The sequence below is a fragment of the Burkholderia sp. MSMB1078WGS genome, assembly GCF_001528895.1.
Taxonomy (GTDB): Bacteria; Pseudomonadota; Gammaproteobacteria; order Burkholderiales; family Burkholderiaceae; genus Burkholderia.
Genome location: NZ_LPDI01000089.1, coordinates 1 through 14798, shown reverse-complemented (window position 1 = coordinate 14798; position 14798 = coordinate 1). Strand labels below are relative to the sequence as shown.

Sequence of the window (14798 nt, the reverse complement as noted above, 5' to 3'; positions counted from 1 at the left end):
CAAGGAACAGCCATGCAAGGCGACAAGAAAGTCATCGAATATCTGAACGCCCAACTGAAGAATGAACTCACGGCGATCAACCAGTACTTCCTGCATGCGCGCATGTACAAGCACTGGGGGCTCGACAAACTCGGCAAGCACGAATACGACGAATCGATCGGCGAAATGAAACACGCCGACTGGCTGATCGAGCGCGTGTTCATGCTCGACGGCCTGCCGAACCTGCAGGACCTGCACAAACTGCTCGTCGGCGAGGAAACCGAAGAGATCCTGAAGTGCGACCTGAAGCTCGAGCAGATCTCGCAGTCCACCTGCAAGGAAGCGATCGCCTACTGCGAATCGGTGCGCGACTACGTGTCGCGCGAGATCTTCGAGAAGATTCTCGACGACACCGAAGAGCACATCGACTGGCTCGAAACGCAGATCGACCTGATCGGCAAGGTCGGCCTGCAGAACTATCAGCAAACGATGATGGGTTCGGCCGAGTAATCGCGCCACCCGCCAGCCCGCCGCCCACCCGACGATGACGAACCCGTCCGCCGCTACCGCGCCGCGCGCCGCCGCCCCTGTCGGCATCTTCGACTCGGGGCTCGGCGGCCTGTCGGTGCTGCGCGCCGCGCGCGCGCATTTGCCCGACGAATCGTTCGTCTACGTCGCCGACTCGCACCACGCGCCGTATGGCCCGCGCGACGAGGCATTCATCACGGAACGCACGCTGGCGATCGGCGAGTGGCTCGCCCGCGAAGGCGCGAAAGCGCTCGTCATCGCGTGCAACACGGCAACGGCACGGGCGATCGCGACCATCCGCGAACGCCTGTCGATCCCGCTCGTCGGCGTCGAGCCGGGCATCAAGCCGGCCGCCGCGCTGTCCGCGACCGGCGTCGCGGGCGTGCTCGCCACGCAATCCACGTTGAACAGCCCGCGCTTCCAGGCGCTGCTCGACCGCTACGGCGCGGGCCGTCGCTTCATCTGCCAACCCGGCCACGGGCTCGTCGAAGCGATCGAACGCGGCGACACGAACTCCCCCGCGTTGCGCGCGCTGCTCGAGCGTTACCTACAGCCGATGCTCGACGACGGCGCCGATACGCTGGTACTCGGCTGCACGCACTATCCGTTCTTCACGGAAACGATTCGTAACCTTGTGGGCGAGCGCCTGACGATCGTCGACACGAGCGATGCCATCGCCCGCCAGCTCGCGCGGGTGCTCGACGAACGCGGGCTGCGCGCGCCGGCCGGCACGCACGCCGCGCCCCCGCGCTTCTGTTCGACGAGTGACGGCCTGCAACTGCGCGCGCTCGCGTCGACGCTGCTCGGCCTCGATGCGCCGGTCGAATCCGTCACCATTTCCTCGCCGAACGCGCGCGCCTGCGCGACCGCCTGACGCGGGCCGGCGCGTCCGCTCTCCCTGCTTCGCCACGCCCGCCGCTTCAAGGGTCCGATGGCTTTAAAAAAAGCCGACCCAGGCTTGTCAACGCCCGCAAAATTAATGATAATAATTCGCATTAACGTTAGCTATCGCAACTCATCATGATCGTCTGCGTGTGCAAGTCTGTTTCCGATCGCAAGATTCGCGCGTCCCTCGCCGAGGGCGTGAGCTCTTTCGACGAACTCCAGTTCGAGCTCGGCGTGGCCACGTGCTGCGGCAAGTGCGAGGAGTCCGTACGCGACCTCATGGCCGAGCAAGGCGTCTGCGCGAGCCGGTGCGGTGTCGAGCATCATGCGCATCCGATCCCGGTCACGTTCTACGACCGCAAGGCGGCCTGAGCGACGCTGAGCGTGCGCATGCGGCCAGGCCGCATTTTTTGTTTTGACCGTCAGCAAGCCACCGTCTGCGCGAGCCAACGGCTTACCTGCCAAGGAGCCTGTGATGGAATTGCTGATCGGATTCGTAACCACCGTTTGCATCTCGCTGCTGATCTTCCGCAAGTGATGCCGATTCACCTGCCGCGCCCCGGGTGCGACGTCGTTCTTTCAAGCTAACATGCAGGCTTCGCATCTCGCTCCTGCCGGCGCCATGCCGGCTGCACCACGTATGAATCCCCGAGTGATCGTCGTCGCGGTCGGTGTGCTTGCCGCACACGCGATCATGCTCACGGCCGCGTGGCTCCATCGCAACCCGCCGCCGCCGAAATCGGTCGAGGTGCAGTCGATCACCGCGCAACTCATCGCGCCTGCGCCGATCGCGCAACAGGTCGCGGCCGAGTCGATCCCGCAGCCCGCGCCGCCGAAGCCAGTGCCGCGCGTGAAGCCGAAGGTCGAGCCGAAACCGATGCAGAAAGCGGCGAAGCCGACCCCGCAACCGGTTGCGCCGTCGCCGGCCCCGTCGCCCACGCCCGCTCCCGCCGCCGATCCGACACCTGCTCCCGCCGCCCCCGCTCCCGCGGCACCGGCCGCCACGCCGGGCCCGGCGCGCGAAACGATGCAGGTCAGCGCGCCGAAGAACGTGCCGACGCTCCAATGCAACTTCGTGAAGCCCGACTATCCGTCGATGTCGCGCCGCCGCGGCGAATCGGGCACCGCCTATGTTCACTTCGTCGTTGGCGTGACCGGCAAGATCGAAAGCGACAGCATCGTGTTACAGAAGAGCAGCGGCTATCCGCGCCTCGACGATGCCGCACTCGACGCGATGCGCTCGACCACCTGCCGTCCATATATCGAGAACGGCCAGGCGATCCGCGCCGCCCGCACACAGCCCTACAGCTTCGGGCTCACCGACTAACCTGCCTCATCCGGAAGATTCAAAGGAAACAAAAATGCAAAGCTACGGTATCGCGCACGTCTGGGCGCAAGGTGATTTCGTCACACGCGCGATTGCGATCACGCTGCTCGTGATGTCGGTCCTGTCGTGGATCGTGATCGTCGTCAAAGGCTGGAACGTGATCCGCCTGAACCGCCTCACGAAGAACGCCGAACAGGCATTCTGGCATTCCGACAATTTCGACGATGGCATCAAGAAGCTCGGCCTCGCCGCCTCGACGCCGAACGACAACCCGTTCCTCGCGCTCGCGCTGTCGGGCAAGGAAGCCGCCGACCACCACCATCAGACCCAACCGCACCTGCACGATCGCATGGACGTATCGGACTGGGTCACGCGTTGCCTGAAGGACACGATGGACGAGGGTATTTCGCGCATGCAGAGCGGCCTCGCGATCCTCGCATCGGTCGGCAGCACGGCGCCGTTCGTCGGCCTGTTCGGCACGGTCTGGGGGATCTACCACGCGCTGCTCGCGATCGGCGCCACCGGCCAGACGTCGATCGACCAGGTCGCGGGCCCGGTCGGCGAATCGCTGATCATGACGGCCTTCGGCCTGTTCGTCGCGATTCCCGCCGTGCTCGGCTACAACGCACTGACCCGCGCGAACAAGGGTGTCGTCAGCAAGCTGCGCCGCTTCGCGCACGGCCTGCACGCGTACTTCGTGACGGGCGCGAGCCTCGCGTCGTCGTCGACGCGCGACGGCCTGCGTCTCGCATCGCGCGCCGCCAGCTGAGACGAGGTGATCCATGGCCATGAACACCGGTTTCAGCGACGATGACGACGATGCCGTGATGAGCGAGATCAACATGACGCCGCTCGTCGACGTCATGCTCGTACTCCTGATCATTTTTCTCGTGACGATCCCGGCGATGCAGCATGCGGTGAAGATCGACTTGCCGCACGCCAGCAGCCAGCCCGTCGACGAAAAGCCGCAGACCGTCGACGTCGCGATCCAGGGCGACGGCACGATCCTGTGGGACGACCACACGGTCACGCGCGAACAACTGCAGGCACGCATCGCGGAAGCCGCGAAACGCACGCCGCAGCCGGAATTGCATCTGCGCGCGGACCGCAAGGTGGCGTACGAGCACGTCGCGGAAGTGATGTCGGATGCGCAGGCAGGCGGCTTGACGAAGCTCGGCTTCGTGACGGAGCCCGGCGCGAAAGCGAAGTAACGTGCGCGCGCCCCGCCGTCGCGGGTAGTATCGGCGCACCTAGCCGGCCACCCCTAACCGGGCGTCCCTGACCGGGCGTCCCCAAAGTAAAAGGCCTTCATCGCCAGATGAAGGCCTTTTTTCATGCGCACGCGGGCGCCTTCGGGCGGCGGGCTCTTTGGCGGTATCGGTTGCGCCTCGAGCAACGCAAATGCGACTCTGCCGTGGTCTGCACGGACTGCGCGTTCTGCCCTATCTGGCTCACAATATATGCGGCCACCTGATTTCGCTCAGAACTTCCTTCACGAAATGGGATTTCAATATAGGCCCGCCCGTCCGCGCATTCAAGGTTCCGGCGATTGAAACTTGCGATTGCAGGCGACGCTTCAATGACAAAACAAATTTGCGTCGCCGTGGGCGCCGTGTTCAGGTCGCCGAAACATCGGCCGCCGCTTCCTTCTTCGCGCGCTCGGGGCAACCCGGCTCCTTGTACGCGCCATGGTCGAGCTTCTCGACCAGGTAATCGACGAACGCTCGTACCGCGGGCGGCATCCCCTGCCGCGATACGAACACCGCATACAGTTGCGGCACCGGCAGCGTCCAGCCGGGCATCACGGGCGACAGTTGCCCCGCGCGCAGCGCGTTGCCGTACATCATCTCCGGCAGCGCCGCGATGCCGAGGCCATCGAGCACGGCCTCGCGGATCGTCATCAGGTCGGCCGTCACCAGCCGAGGATCATGCTCGTGCACGTGGCGCGTTCCGTCCGGCGCGATCAGGTTGAATACGTGCCGGCCGTCGACGCTCGGCGTATCGAGCGTCTCGAAGCCGGCCAGGTCGTCCGGCGCCAGCGGCGGCGCATTCTGGCTCAGCAGGCTCGGCGCGCCGACCAGCATCTGCTCGGTGCGCCACAGCGGCCGCACGACGATGTTGGCGTTTTGCGGTGGCTCCGAGCGCACACGCAACGCGACGTCGATCGAATCCTCGAACAGATCGATCACGCGATTCGTCACGCGCACATGCACCTTCACCTCAGGATAGCGGCGCAGGAATTCGGGCAGGATGCGCGACAGCATCGTCTGCGACAGCGTCACCGGCACGCTGACGCGCACCGAGCCGCGCGGCGACGCACGCAACTGCTGCACCGCATTCATCGCGGCCTTCGCTTCGGCGAGCATCGCCTGGCAATGCTGGTAGAACAGCTCCCCCGCCTCGGTCAGTGCGAGCTTGCGCGTCGAACGCTGCAGCAGGCGCACGCCGAGCGCCGCTTCGAGCTCGGTCAGGCGCCGCGACAGACGCGATTTCGAGATGCCCAGCACGCGCTCGGCGGCCGAGAAGCCGCCATGTTCGACGACCTGCGAGAAGTACATCAGGTCGTTCAGGTTATGTGCATCGATATTCATCTCATCGTTCCAATTCCAGAACAATCCATTGCGAACCGCCGCGAATCGCGCGGTAAAACGCCCAATATAATAGCGCCATGTTTCAAAAATAACGCTATTCCGATGATGTCGAGGGCTTCCCATGACCACCGCTCGCTCGCTTGATCGCACCTACCCCGCGCTTCGCACCACTGAAGGCGGCGGTTTCGTGGTTCACCGCCCGTTCCCCACGCGGCTGCTGATGGATTTCGATCCGTTCCTGCTGCTCGATGAAATGGGCCCCGTCGACTACGCCCCCGGCGAAGCCGTGGGCGCGCCCGACCATCCGCATCGCGGCTTCGAAACCGTGACCTACGCGCTCGACGGGCGCTTCCGTCATCGCGACTCGTCCGGCCACGCCGGCACACTCGGCCCCGGTGACGTGCAGTGGATGACGGCCGGCGCCGGCGTCGTGCACAGCGAGATGCCGGACCCGGCGTTCGCTCAGGCAGGCGGGCGCTCCCACGGCTTCCAGCTGTGGGTCAACCTGCCGCGCCGCGACAAAATGATCGCGCCGCGTTACCAGGAGATCCCGGCTGCCCGCATTCCGACCGCGACGTCGCCGGACGGCCGCGCGCGCGTGCGCGTCATCGCCGGCGAAGCATTCGGCGTACAGGCCGCGATCGAGACGCGCACGCCGATCCTCTATCAGCACTTCACGCTGGAACCCGGCGCAACGGTCACGCAGCCCGTGCCGGCCGGTTACCGCGTGTTTGCCTATCCGATCGACGGAACGGGCCTCTACGGGCCCGACAGGCAGGCTGTCGACGCACGGCACATGATCGTCTACGGCGACGACGGCGACACCGTCACGTTCGCTGCCGGCGACACGTCGCTCGATCTGCTGCTGATCGGCGGCGTGCCGCTCAACGAGCCGATCGTCCGTTACGGCCCGTTCGTGATGAATACCGAGGAAGAAATCCGGCAGGCCGTCGTCGACTACCAGACCGGCCGCATGGGCCGCATCGACGCGTGAACCAGTTGGGGCGCAGGTGCCGCGAAGCCCGTGGTTTTGCGTCACAATAAGTGCTTGAATCATGCATGTGGCGACCCCGTCACCAGAAGGAACCCCTGCCCTTGAACTTCGAACATCTGATCCAGATCAACTCCGACGATCCGGCCGTGCCGGCCCTCACCCGCGACCAGCTCTGGGAAGGCCTCGTGCTGCGTGCGGAACAGCCGCAGCTGTTCGTGATCGGTCTCGACAGCTGCGTCATCCACGAACGGACAGACACGACGCTCGAACGCGAACTGCATTACGGCCACGCGACCGTGCGCGACCACGTGACGTTCACGCCGAACCAGCAGGTCCGCTACGACATCCGCGCGGCCGACGGCGAGATCGGCGGCTCATTGACGATGACGATCGAGGAGCGCGACGACAACGAGCTGTTCCTGCGTTTCGAGTACCGCACGACGCTGACGGTCACGGACGACAGCGAAGAAGCGCGACAGACGCACGGGATCGTCAAGGAGGCGTACCGCACGTCGGATATCGATACCGTTCGCCTGATCCGCGAATACGCGCAGGGTCGCAAGGATCCCGATCCGCTGCACTGAATCCCCGTGGCGGCCTGCGGGCCGCCTTTTTTGATTCAAGCTATCAGCGCTGATATTTCGATTGACAAAGAGTTTTTGTAAATGGGAATGGTTATCATTTAGAATTCATTCCATCGTATCGACAGTCACCGCTCAAACCGAATGACCGACACCATGCGCCCGACCACGCTGACCCTGCGCCGCACCACCGGCACCGCAGCCAGCAGCCGTCAGAAGACGGCAGCGGTCACCACGCCGGCGAAACCCGCCGGCAACCGCGATGCAGGCACGCGGGTCGTCAACAGCGATGCGCTGCTGCAAGGCCAAAGCCATGTCAGCATCGCGCATAACGGAGAGACTTATCAGTTGCGCGCCACGCGGCTCGGCAAACTGATCCTGACGAAGTAACGACCGAGTATTGTGGGGACCACCTCCCTGAGAGGTGTTGGGCAGTAGCCAGCGTAACGGCTTGCACGCGAGATCTAGACCCCTTCGTGCAAACACACTCAAGCAGCCGTTGCAGCAAGCCAAGCCACTTTTTTTTTGGTTCTCGCACAAGGAAGAAAAAAGCGACACGTCGAAGGACGTGTCGCTTTTTAGTTTGATCTGCCAATGCGCGAAGCACGTTGCCCGGGTGTCGCGTTGCTGCCGCCGGTGCGGCGACAGCGAGGAGCGGCATGCTCGCCGCTTCAGAACCCCCAGAACATCAACCACCATGCGCTGTCGACGACGGCCAGCCCGACGGCGAACCACGCGAATGCCGCGAGCCGGCGCGGCCATGCCGCATAGCGCCCCGCTACCTTCCACGCGAGCCACGCACTCCACACATTGGCGCCGACCAGAATCGCGATACGCACATCGGATGCCCAGCCGAGCGGCACATGCTCGGCGCGCAGCAACGACAGCGTCGTGGCCGACAGCCCGAGGAACACGCCCGCACCCGCGATCGGAATCAGCGCCTGTGCGAGATGATGCAGGCGCACGCGATCGAAGCGGCCGAGCATCAGCGTGGCGCCGGCCAGCAACACCAGCAGCGCCGTGCCGTACACGAGGCCCGTGCCGACGATGTAGCTGACGACCAGCCCGCCATCGAGCCAGGAGAACACGTCGTTGCGGTCCGGGTAGTGCGTGAGCAGGAACCACGGCGCATTGGTCTCGAGCGGCCACGTGATGTCGCGGTCGATCAGCCAGCCCGCGAGCCATTGCTTGATCTGCACGAACCAGGGGCTGACGGTCCAGTGGAACGCGCCGATCGCCACGCCGAGCAGGCCGTACAGGATCAGCGCGGTGTCCCACGGGTTGGCCTGTTCCGCACCGAGGTTCACGACTTCGTCGGACGGCGAACGCAGCGACAGCGAAATCGCGTCGCGGTGCCCGCTGCAGCGGCCGCACATATGGCAGGCCGCCGCACCCTTCATGTTGCGCAACGGCACGAGCGGCGCGCAGTTGATCGGAATCACGCGATGGCCGTGCTCGCCGTTCTTGTACGAACGGCGCCATGCATCCTCGTCGACCTTGTAGCGCATCGGCGCGAGCCGTGCGAGCAGCCCGAACACGCCGTTGACCGGACACAGGTACTTGCACCACACGCGTTTCTCGCGGCCGTACAGCACGCCGATCACGATCGCGCCGACGGTCGAGCCGCCGAGCACGAACAGCACCGCGAGCGGGTACTGGTACACGCTCACCATCTGCCCGTAGATCGTCGTGATGCCGAACGCGACGAACGGCCAGCCGCCCCACCGGATCCAGCGCGGAATCGGGCCGCCGCGGCCGAACTTGCTCGCGTATTCGGTAAGCGCGCCCTCAGGGCACAGCACACCGCACCAGACGCGGCCGAGCATCACCATCGACAGCAGCACGAACGGCCACCAGATGCCCCAGAACGCGAACTGCGCGATGAGCGTGAGGTTGTTCCACAGGTGCGCGGAATCGTCCGGCAGCGGCAACACCGCCGGCACGATGATCAGGAACGCGTAGACGGCGACGACGATCCACTGGATACCGCGGATCAGCGCACCGTGGCGCTGCATCCACTGGCCGGCCTGCGCGAGCCAGCCCGGCTTGACGGCGGCGACAACGCTCATGCCGCGCGACCCGCTGCAACGGCCGGACGGCGGCTCGCGCGCTTCATCAGCAGCCAGACGACCGCCCAGTACACCGCATACGCCACCAGGTTGGTCAGCGCCGGGTGCGCGCGATAGCCGGTCAGCGTCGCGACGAGCGAACCGAACGTGCCCGAATCATCGAGGATCGCGGACGTATCCCACACCTGCGAGATGCCGAGCGGCAGGATTTCCTTGTCGATCAGCTTGTCGACGCCGGTCTGGAACAGGCCCGCGCCGAGAAACAGCAGCATCACCTCGGTGACGCGGAAGAAATGCCGCCACGAGAAATACTTGCCGCCGAGCTGCAGCAGATAGAACGTGAGGAACGCGAGGCCGAGACCGATCACGACCGCGAGCATCTGGCTGCCGTCGACGTGGCCCGACTGGCCGAAACCGAGGCCGTACAGGAAGATCACCGTCTCGCTGCCTTCGCGCGCGATCGCGAGCGCGACCAGCACGGCGACGCCCCACCAGTTCGAATCGCGCGTGCTTTGCTGCAGCGACTGCTCCATGTCGCGCTTCAGCGTGCGGCCGTGCCGGCGCATCCACAGCACCATCTGCACGATCAGCACGCACGCGATCAGCACCATCGCCGTCTGGAAATAGTCCTGCGCGTCGCCGGACAACACCTCGGTGAACCCGACCAACGCGGCGCCGAGGCCGACGGCCATCAGCAGGCCGGCGCCGACGCCGGCCCAGAGGAAAGGCAGGCCGCGGCGCGCGTCGTCGTCGCCGTTTTTCAGCCATGCATAGAGAATGCCGACGACGAGCAGCGCTTCGACGCTCTCCCGCCAGACGATGAACAAGATCTGACCCATCGATACCTCCTGACGCGCGGGGCAAGGGACTGGACGCCCGCGCGCAGATAAAACGCGTTACTTCGCGACGATCACGCCCTGTGCCTGCTGGTGAAAATCGTCGAAAAACTTGTATTCGCCCGGCGACAGCGGGGCGACGACCACGAACGAATCGGCGCCCGGCGCGAGCACCTTCTCCTTGCGCAACTGCACGCTCTCGAATTCGGCGGCGCCCTTGCCGGTGTTCCTGATCTCGATCTTGAAGCGCTGGCCGGCCGGCACTTCGATGCGCGCGGGATTCAGCTTGCCGTCCGTCATCTCGAGCTTGAACGTCGGCAGATCGGCCGCATGCGCCGCGCCGGCAAGCCACAGCGCAGCGGCTGCGGCAACGATTTTCTGGGGAATTTTCATTCTGGGTTCTCTACGCCGACGGCGCGCCGAAGCGCGCCGTTCGTCATGCCACCGATCAGTAACCGCCCTTCTTGCCGATACCGGCGAACGGGAAGTCGTACTCGAGCGTGATGGGCTTGAACCACGGGCCCACGCCCGTTTCCTTGTCGACGTGGCGGCCGAACGCCATGTGACCCGACTGCATCGGCGGCTTGACGACCAACGTCAGGTGATACTTGCCCGGGCCGGCGAGCTTCACGTTGTCGCCATAGTGCGGGCCGTCGCTCGCGACCATGCCCATCAGGTCGCCCTCGGCCTTCCACTTCGTGTCGCCCTGCTTCGTCAGCTTGTACGTGACCTGCAGGTACGGCATCCAGTCGCCTTCCGCGAAACCGGTCGGGTTGTTCTTGACCGCATGGATGTCGGCCTCGAGGTGGATGTCGGAATCCGACGCCTTGCGCATCATGCCTTCCGGGTCCATCGTGATCGGCTGCAGATACACCGCCCCGATTTCCATGCCGCCCTGGATCTGCTGCTTGCCGATCGGATACTCGGCCGCCGAGGCCGACATCGCGGCCAGCGCCGCCGCTACCGCAACCGTCGTGCGGATGAACGAAGAACCCAACATGGACACTCCTTGTTATTTGTCTGACTATCTTGACGACATGCGAGCCGCCGCCGGGCGCCCGCTGGAAACACTAACGCGACGAAGAACGTTAATGCGAACTATTCTCAATACATGAGGAGTTTAGCACCGAACCCGTTTCCGAACAAACGGAGAGGGCCGTAAACCCCTGATCCGACAAGGCTTACAGGCGCTTTACCAAAAGGATTCGGTGACGCTTGGAAAGATTTACCGCCCGCCGCTGATGTGATCGCCGACGTTCGCGCCGAACACGCGTTCGCGCAGCACGGCAAGCTGGTCGCGGGTCGCGGCGGCCTTCTCGAATTCGAGGTTCTTCGCGTAGTCGGCCATCTGCTTCTCGAGACGCTTGATTTCCTTCGCGAGTTGCTTTTCCGACATGTCCTCGAATTTCGCGCGCTGCTGCGCCTCCTTCAACTCCGCACGCGCGTCGTCGGCGTTGTAGACGCCGTCGATGATGTCCTTGATGCGCTTCACGACGCCGCGCGGCGTGATGCCCATCTTTTCGTTGTAGGCGATCTGCTTCGCGCGGCGCCGCTCGGTTTCGTCGATCGCGCGCTTCATCGACTCGGTCATGTTGTCCGCGTAGAGAATCGCCTTGCCGTTCACGTTCCGCGCGGCACGGCCGATCGTCTGGATCAGCGAGCGCTCGGCGCGCAGGAAGCCTTCCTTGTCCGCGTCGAGGATCGCGACGAGCGACACTTCGGGAATGTCGAGGCCCTCGCGCAGCAGGTTGATCCCGACCAGCACGTCGAACGTGCCGAGCCGCAGGTCGCGGATGATCTCGACGCGCTCGACCGTATCGATGTCGCTGTGCAGATAACGCACCTTGACGCCATGGTCGGCCAGGAACTCGGTCAGCTGTTCGGCCATGCGCTTCGTCAGCACGGTGATCAGCACGCGCTCGCCGGCCTGCACGCGTGCGTTGATTTCGGTCAGCACGTCGTCGACCTGCGAGCTCGCCGGCCGCACCTCGATTTCCGGATCGACGAGGCCCGTCGGTCGCACGACCTGCTCGGCGATCTGCCCCGTCACGCGCTTCTCGTAGTCGGCCGGCGTGGCCGACACGAACACGACCTGACGCATCTTGCGCTCGAACTCGTGGAACTTCAGCGGCCGATTGTCGAGCGCCGACGGCAGGCGGAAGCCGTAATTGACGAGGTTTTCCTTGCGCGCGCGGTCGCCGTTGTACATGCCGTTCAGCTGGCCGATCAGCACGTGCGATTCGTCGAGCAGCATCAGCGCATCGGGCGGCAGGTAGTCGACGAGCGTCGGCGGCGGATCGCCGGGCGCCGCACCCGAGAAATGCCGCGAATAGTTCTCGATGCCCTTGCAGAAGCCGAGTTCCTGCAGCATCTCGAGATCGAAGCGCGTGCGCTGCTCGAGGCGCTGCGCCTCGACGAGCTTGCCCTCGCGATGGAAGAACTCGAGCCGTTCGCGCAATTCGTCCTTGATCGTCTCGACCGCGCGCATCACGGTGTCGCGCGGCGTCACGTAATGCGACGACGGATACACGGTGAAACGCGGAATCTTCTGCCGCACGCGCCCGGTCAGCGGGTCGAACAGGTGCAGCGTCTCGACCTCGTCGTCGAACAGCTCGACGCGCACGGCCATTTCCGCGTGTTCGGCCGGGAAGATGTCGATCGTGTCGCCGCGCACGCGGAACGTGCCGCGCTGGAAATCCTGCTCGTTGCGCGTGTATTGCATCGCGATCAGCCGCGCGATCACGTCGCGCTGGCCGAGCTTGTCGCCGGTGCGCAGCGTCAGGATCATCTGGTGATATTCGGACGGATTGCCGATACCGTAGATCGCCGACACCGTCGCGACGATCACCACGTCGCGACGCTCCATCAGGCTCTTCGTCGCCGACAGCCGCATCTGCTCGATGTGCTCGTTGATCGACGAGTCCTTCTCGATGAACAGGTCGCGCTGCGGCACGTAGGCCTCAGGCTGGTAGTAGTCGTAGTACGAGACGAAATACTCGACCGCGTTGCGCGGGAAGAACTCGCGGAACTCCGCGTAAAGCTGGGCCGCGAGCGTCTTGTTCGGCGCGAACACGATCGCCGGGCGGCCGAGCCGCGCGATCGTGTTGGCCATCGTGAAGGTCTTGCCCGAACCTGTCACGCCGAGCAACGTCTGGAAGGCAAGGCCGTCGCCGACGCCTTCGACGAGCGTGTCGATCGCGGTCGGCTGGTCGCCCGCGGGCGGGTATGGCTGGTAAAGCTGGAACGGCGACCCTTCGAAAGTGACGAATTTGGATTCGTCGAGCGCGTCGCCGACTTCGGCATGATGTTCGGACATGGAATGCGGCCGGAGCAAGGGCAAAGAAAGCATTCTAGCGCTTCGCGGCCGCGCGAACTGCTGTCGGCTCCTGACGCGCGACGGCCGCCCGAATTCACGATTCGCCGCCCCGATCGCGATGGAATCGCCGCCCCCGCCAGCGCGAATTCGCTACAATGTCAGGCTGCTGCGCTTTCCGGCGTCGCGCCGTTGGCACGCTGCTCCGCGCCCGCCCCGCCGGCGAAAGCCTGACCCTCTTTTCACTACTGCCGAATCATCATGTCGCTCTTCTCCGCTGTCCAGCTTGCTCCCCGCGACCCGATCCTGGGCCTGAACGAAGCCTTCAACGCCGATACGCGTCCGACCAAGGTCAACCTCGGCGTCGGCGTGTACACGAACGAAGACGGCAAGATTCCGCTGCTGCGCGCGGTTCGCGACGCGGAGAAGGCGCGTGTCGAGGCCGGCCTGCCGCGCGGCTACCTGCCGATCGACGGGATCGCCGCCTACGATGCGGCCGTGCAGAAGCTGCTGCTCGGCAACGACTCGCCGCTGATCGCGGCGGGCCGCGTGGTCACGGCGCAGGCACTGGGCGGCACGGGCGCGCTGAAGATCGGCGCCGATTTCCTGCGCACCGTGAATCCGAACGTGAAGGTCGCGATCAGCGATCCGAGCTGGGAAAACCACCGCGCGCTGTTCGAAGCGGCCGGCTTCGAAGTCGTCGCGTACCCGTATTACGACGCGGCCACCAACGGCGTGAACTTCGAAGGCATGCTGTCGGCGCTGAACAGCTACGCGGCCGGCACGGTCGTCGTGCTGCATGCGTGCTGCCACAACCCGACCGGCGTGGACCTGACCGAAGCGCAGTGGCAACAGGTCGTCGACGTCGTGAAGGCGCGCAACCTCGTGCCGTTCCTCGACATGGCCTACCAGGGCTTCGGCGAGAACATCGAAGCCGATGCCGCTGCCGTGCGCCTGTTTGCCGCGGCCGACCTCAACGCGTTCGTGTCGTCGTCGTTCTCGAAGTCGTTCTCGCTGTACGGCGAGCGCGTCGGCGCGCTGTCGATCATCACGTCGAGCAAGGAAGAAGCCACGCGCGTGCTGTCGCAACTGAAGCGCGTGATCCGCACGAACTACTCGAACCCGCCGACCCACGGCGGCGCGGTGGTCGCAGCGGTGCTCGCATCGCCGGAACTGCACGCGGCGTGGGTGCAGGAACTCGGCGAAATGCGCGACCGCATCCGCGCGATGCGCAACGGTCTCGTCGAGCGCTTGAAGGCGAGCGGCGTCGATCGCGATTTCAGCTTCATCAACGCGCAGCGCGGGATGTTTTCGTATTCGGGCCTGACCTCGGCACAAGTCGATCGCCTGCGCGACGAGTTCGGCATCTATGCGGTCAGCACGGGCCGGATCTGCGTCGCCGCGCTGAACACGCGCAACCTCGACGCGGTCGCCAATGCGATCGCAGCGGTCCTGAAGTAAAGCGGCACCGGGCGGCAGCCGTCACCGGCTACACGCCCTGCCGACATGAAAAACGCGCTCCACGGAGCGCGTTTTTTTGTTGTGCCGTTCAGCGCGGCGGGCGGCTACACCGCCCGCCACCGCGTTACTGCATGAACCAGCCGTGGCTGACGACCACCGACTGGCCCGTGAGCGCAGCGCTCGGGAATGCCGACAGGAACAGCACCGTCTGCGCGACATCCTGCACCGTCGTGA

Annotated in this window: 16 protein-coding genes and 1 pseudogene; 10 read left to right on the top strand and 7 right to left on the bottom strand. The window is 64.9% G+C overall.

The window, feature by feature from the left end; genetic code table 11:
• Positions 1-12 precede the first annotated feature (12 nt).
• The 6 genes from bfr (at position 13) to WT24_RS22195 (ending at position 3930) form a co-directional block, all read left to right on the top strand.
• Entirely contained in the window at positions 13-489 is a 477-nt protein-coding gene (gene bfr, locus WT24_RS22220) for a bacterioferritin (protein ID WP_006478315.1), read from the top strand.
• 34 nt (positions 490-523) lie between these two features.
• Positions 524-1381 carry a glutamate racemase gene (gene murI / locus WT24_RS22215; protein ID WP_059791355.1) on the top strand — a complete coding sequence of 286 codons (858 nt, stop codon included), beginning with the start codon at positions 524-526 and terminating at the stop codon, positions 1379-1381.
• A gap of 146 nt (positions 1382-1527) precedes the next feature.
• A complete protein-coding gene (locus WT24_RS22210; protein ID WP_011885486.1) occupies positions 1528-1764 on the top strand; it encodes a bacterioferritin-associated ferredoxin in 237 nt (78 codons plus the stop codon).
• 217 nt (positions 1765-1981) lie between these two features.
• Positions 1982-2719 (top strand): energy transducer TonB, encoded by a 738-nt coding sequence (locus WT24_RS22205; RefSeq protein WP_059504031.1) that lies wholly within the window; start codon positions 1982-1984, stop codon positions 2717-2719.
• Between the two features lie 34 nt (positions 2720-2753).
• Entirely contained in the window at positions 2754-3488 is a 735-nt protein-coding gene (locus tag WT24_RS22200) for a MotA/TolQ/ExbB proton channel family protein (RefSeq protein ID WP_027784946.1), read from the top strand.
• 13 nt (positions 3489-3501) lie between these two features.
• Positions 3502-3930 (top strand): biopolymer transporter ExbD, encoded by a 429-nt coding sequence (locus WT24_RS22195; protein ID WP_006478310.1) that lies wholly within the window; start codon positions 3502-3504, stop codon positions 3928-3930.
• A 405-nt stretch (positions 3931-4335) separates the two neighbouring features.
• On the opposite strand, the gene WT24_RS22190 is transcribed toward WT24_RS22195, so the two are convergent.
• Complete coding sequence (locus WT24_RS22190) at positions 4336-5310, bottom strand: LysR family transcriptional regulator (protein ID WP_059791404.1); 975 nt, start codon at positions 5308-5310, stop codon at positions 4336-4338.
• Positions 5311-5431: 121 nt separating this feature from the next.
• On the opposite strand from WT24_RS22190, the gene WT24_RS22185 reads away from it, so the two are divergent.
• The 3 genes from WT24_RS22185 (at position 5432) to hemP (ending at position 7275) form a co-directional block, all read left to right on the top strand.
• Positions 5432-6304: a pirin family protein gene (locus WT24_RS22185; protein WP_059504033.1), complete on the top strand. Its 873-nt coding sequence runs from the start codon at positions 5432-5434 to the stop codon at positions 6302-6304.
• Positions 6305-6405: 101 nt separating this feature from the next.
• Positions 6406-6888, top strand: a complete 483-nt coding sequence (locus tag WT24_RS22180; RefSeq protein WP_059504035.1) for an SRPBCC family protein — start codon at positions 6406-6408, stop codon at positions 6886-6888.
• 141 nt (positions 6889-7029) lie between these two features.
• Positions 7030-7275, top strand: coding sequence for a hemin uptake protein HemP (hemP, locus tag WT24_RS22175; protein WP_034207822.1), 246 nt, complete (start codon positions 7030-7032; stop codon positions 7273-7275).
• Between the two features lie 281 nt (positions 7276-7556).
• Here hemP and WT24_RS22170 read toward each other — a convergent pair whose 3' ends face one another.
• The 5 genes from WT24_RS22170 to uvrB all read right to left on the bottom strand — a co-directional run bounded on the left by WT24_RS22170 (position 7557) and on the right by uvrB (position 13106).
• Positions 7557-8954, bottom strand: a complete 1398-nt coding sequence (locus WT24_RS22170; RefSeq protein WP_059504037.1) for a 4Fe-4S binding protein — start codon at positions 8952-8954, stop codon at positions 7557-7559.
• Positions 8951-9793, bottom strand: coding sequence for an FTR1 family protein (locus WT24_RS22165; protein WP_059504039.1), 843 nt, complete (start codon positions 9791-9793; stop codon positions 8951-8953). Before WT24_RS22165 ends, WT24_RS22170 begins: the two co-directional genes overlap by 4 nt.
• Before the next feature lie 57 nt (positions 9794-9850).
• Positions 9851-10183, bottom strand: a complete 333-nt coding sequence (locus tag WT24_RS22160) for a cupredoxin domain-containing protein (protein ID WP_006478303.1) — start codon at positions 10181-10183, stop codon at positions 9851-9853.
• A 55-nt stretch (positions 10184-10238) separates the two neighbouring features.
• Positions 10239-10790, bottom strand: coding sequence for an iron transporter (locus WT24_RS22155; protein WP_050018184.1), 552 nt, complete (start codon positions 10788-10790; stop codon positions 10239-10241).
• A gap of 225 nt (positions 10791-11015) precedes the next feature.
• Positions 11016-13106, bottom strand: a complete 2091-nt coding sequence (gene uvrB / locus WT24_RS22150) for an excinuclease ABC subunit UvrB (RefSeq protein ID WP_059504041.1) — start codon at positions 13104-13106, stop codon at positions 11016-11018.
• Between the two features lie 258 nt (positions 13107-13364).
• On the opposite strand from uvrB, the gene WT24_RS22145 reads away from it, so the two are divergent.
• Complete coding sequence (locus tag WT24_RS22145; RefSeq protein ID WP_060035864.1) at positions 13365-14564, top strand: amino acid aminotransferase; 1200 nt, start codon at positions 13365-13367, stop codon at positions 14562-14564.
• Between the two features lie 124 nt (positions 14565-14688).
• Here the strand turns inward: WT24_RS22145 and WT24_RS34555 are convergent.
• A pseudogene (locus WT24_RS34555) lies at positions 14689-14798 on the bottom strand (3-hydroxybutyrate dehydrogenase); the annotation flags it as partial.

What these genes read in the sequence shown, in the direction of transcription:
- WT24_RS22205 (WP_059504031.1), top strand. Translation starts at nt 1,982, where the DNA reads ATGCAGGCTTCGCATCTCGCTCCTGCCGGCGCCATGCCGGCTGCACCA.
- WT24_RS22190 (WP_059791404.1), bottom strand. Translation starts at nt 5,310, where the DNA reads ATGAATATCGATGCACATAACCTGAACGACCTGATGTACTTCTCGCAG.
- WT24_RS22145 (WP_060035864.1), top strand. Translation starts at nt 13,365, where the DNA reads ATGTCGCTCTTCTCCGCTGTCCAGCTTGCTCCCCGCGACCCGATCCTG.
- uvrB (WP_059504041.1), bottom strand. Translation starts at nt 13,106, where the DNA reads ATGTCCGAACATCATGCCGAAGTCGGCGACGCGCTCGACGAATCCAAA.
- WT24_RS22195 (WP_006478310.1), top strand. Translation starts at nt 3,502, where the DNA reads ATGGCCATGAACACCGGTTTCAGCGACGATGACGACGATGCCGTGATG.
- WT24_RS22160 (WP_006478303.1), bottom strand. Translation starts at nt 10,183, where the DNA reads ATGAAAATTCCCCAGAAAATCGTTGCCGCAGCCGCTGCGCTGTGGCTT.
- bfr (WP_006478315.1), top strand. Translation starts at nt 13, where the DNA reads ATGCAAGGCGACAAGAAAGTCATCGAATATCTGAACGCCCAACTGAAG.
- murI (WP_059791355.1), top strand. Translation starts at nt 524, where the DNA reads ATGACGAACCCGTCCGCCGCTACCGCGCCGCGCGCCGCCGCCCCTGTC.
- WT24_RS22210 (WP_011885486.1), top strand. Translation starts at nt 1,528, where the DNA reads ATGATCGTCTGCGTGTGCAAGTCTGTTTCCGATCGCAAGATTCGCGCG.
- WT24_RS22170 (WP_059504037.1), bottom strand. Translation starts at nt 8,954, where the DNA reads ATGAGCGTTGTCGCCGCCGTCAAGCCGGGCTGGCTCGCGCAGGCCGGC.
- WT24_RS22185 (WP_059504033.1), top strand. Translation starts at nt 5,432, where the DNA reads ATGACCACCGCTCGCTCGCTTGATCGCACCTACCCCGCGCTTCGCACC.
- WT24_RS22155 (WP_050018184.1), bottom strand. Translation starts at nt 10,790, where the DNA reads ATGTTGGGTTCTTCGTTCATCCGCACGACGGTTGCGGTAGCGGCGGCG.
- WT24_RS22165 (WP_059504039.1), bottom strand. Translation starts at nt 9,793, where the DNA reads ATGGGTCAGATCTTGTTCATCGTCTGGCGGGAGAGCGTCGAAGCGCTG.
- WT24_RS22200 (WP_027784946.1), top strand. Translation starts at nt 2,754, where the DNA reads ATGCAAAGCTACGGTATCGCGCACGTCTGGGCGCAAGGTGATTTCGTC.
- hemP (WP_034207822.1), top strand. Translation starts at nt 7,030, where the DNA reads ATGACCGACACCATGCGCCCGACCACGCTGACCCTGCGCCGCACCACC.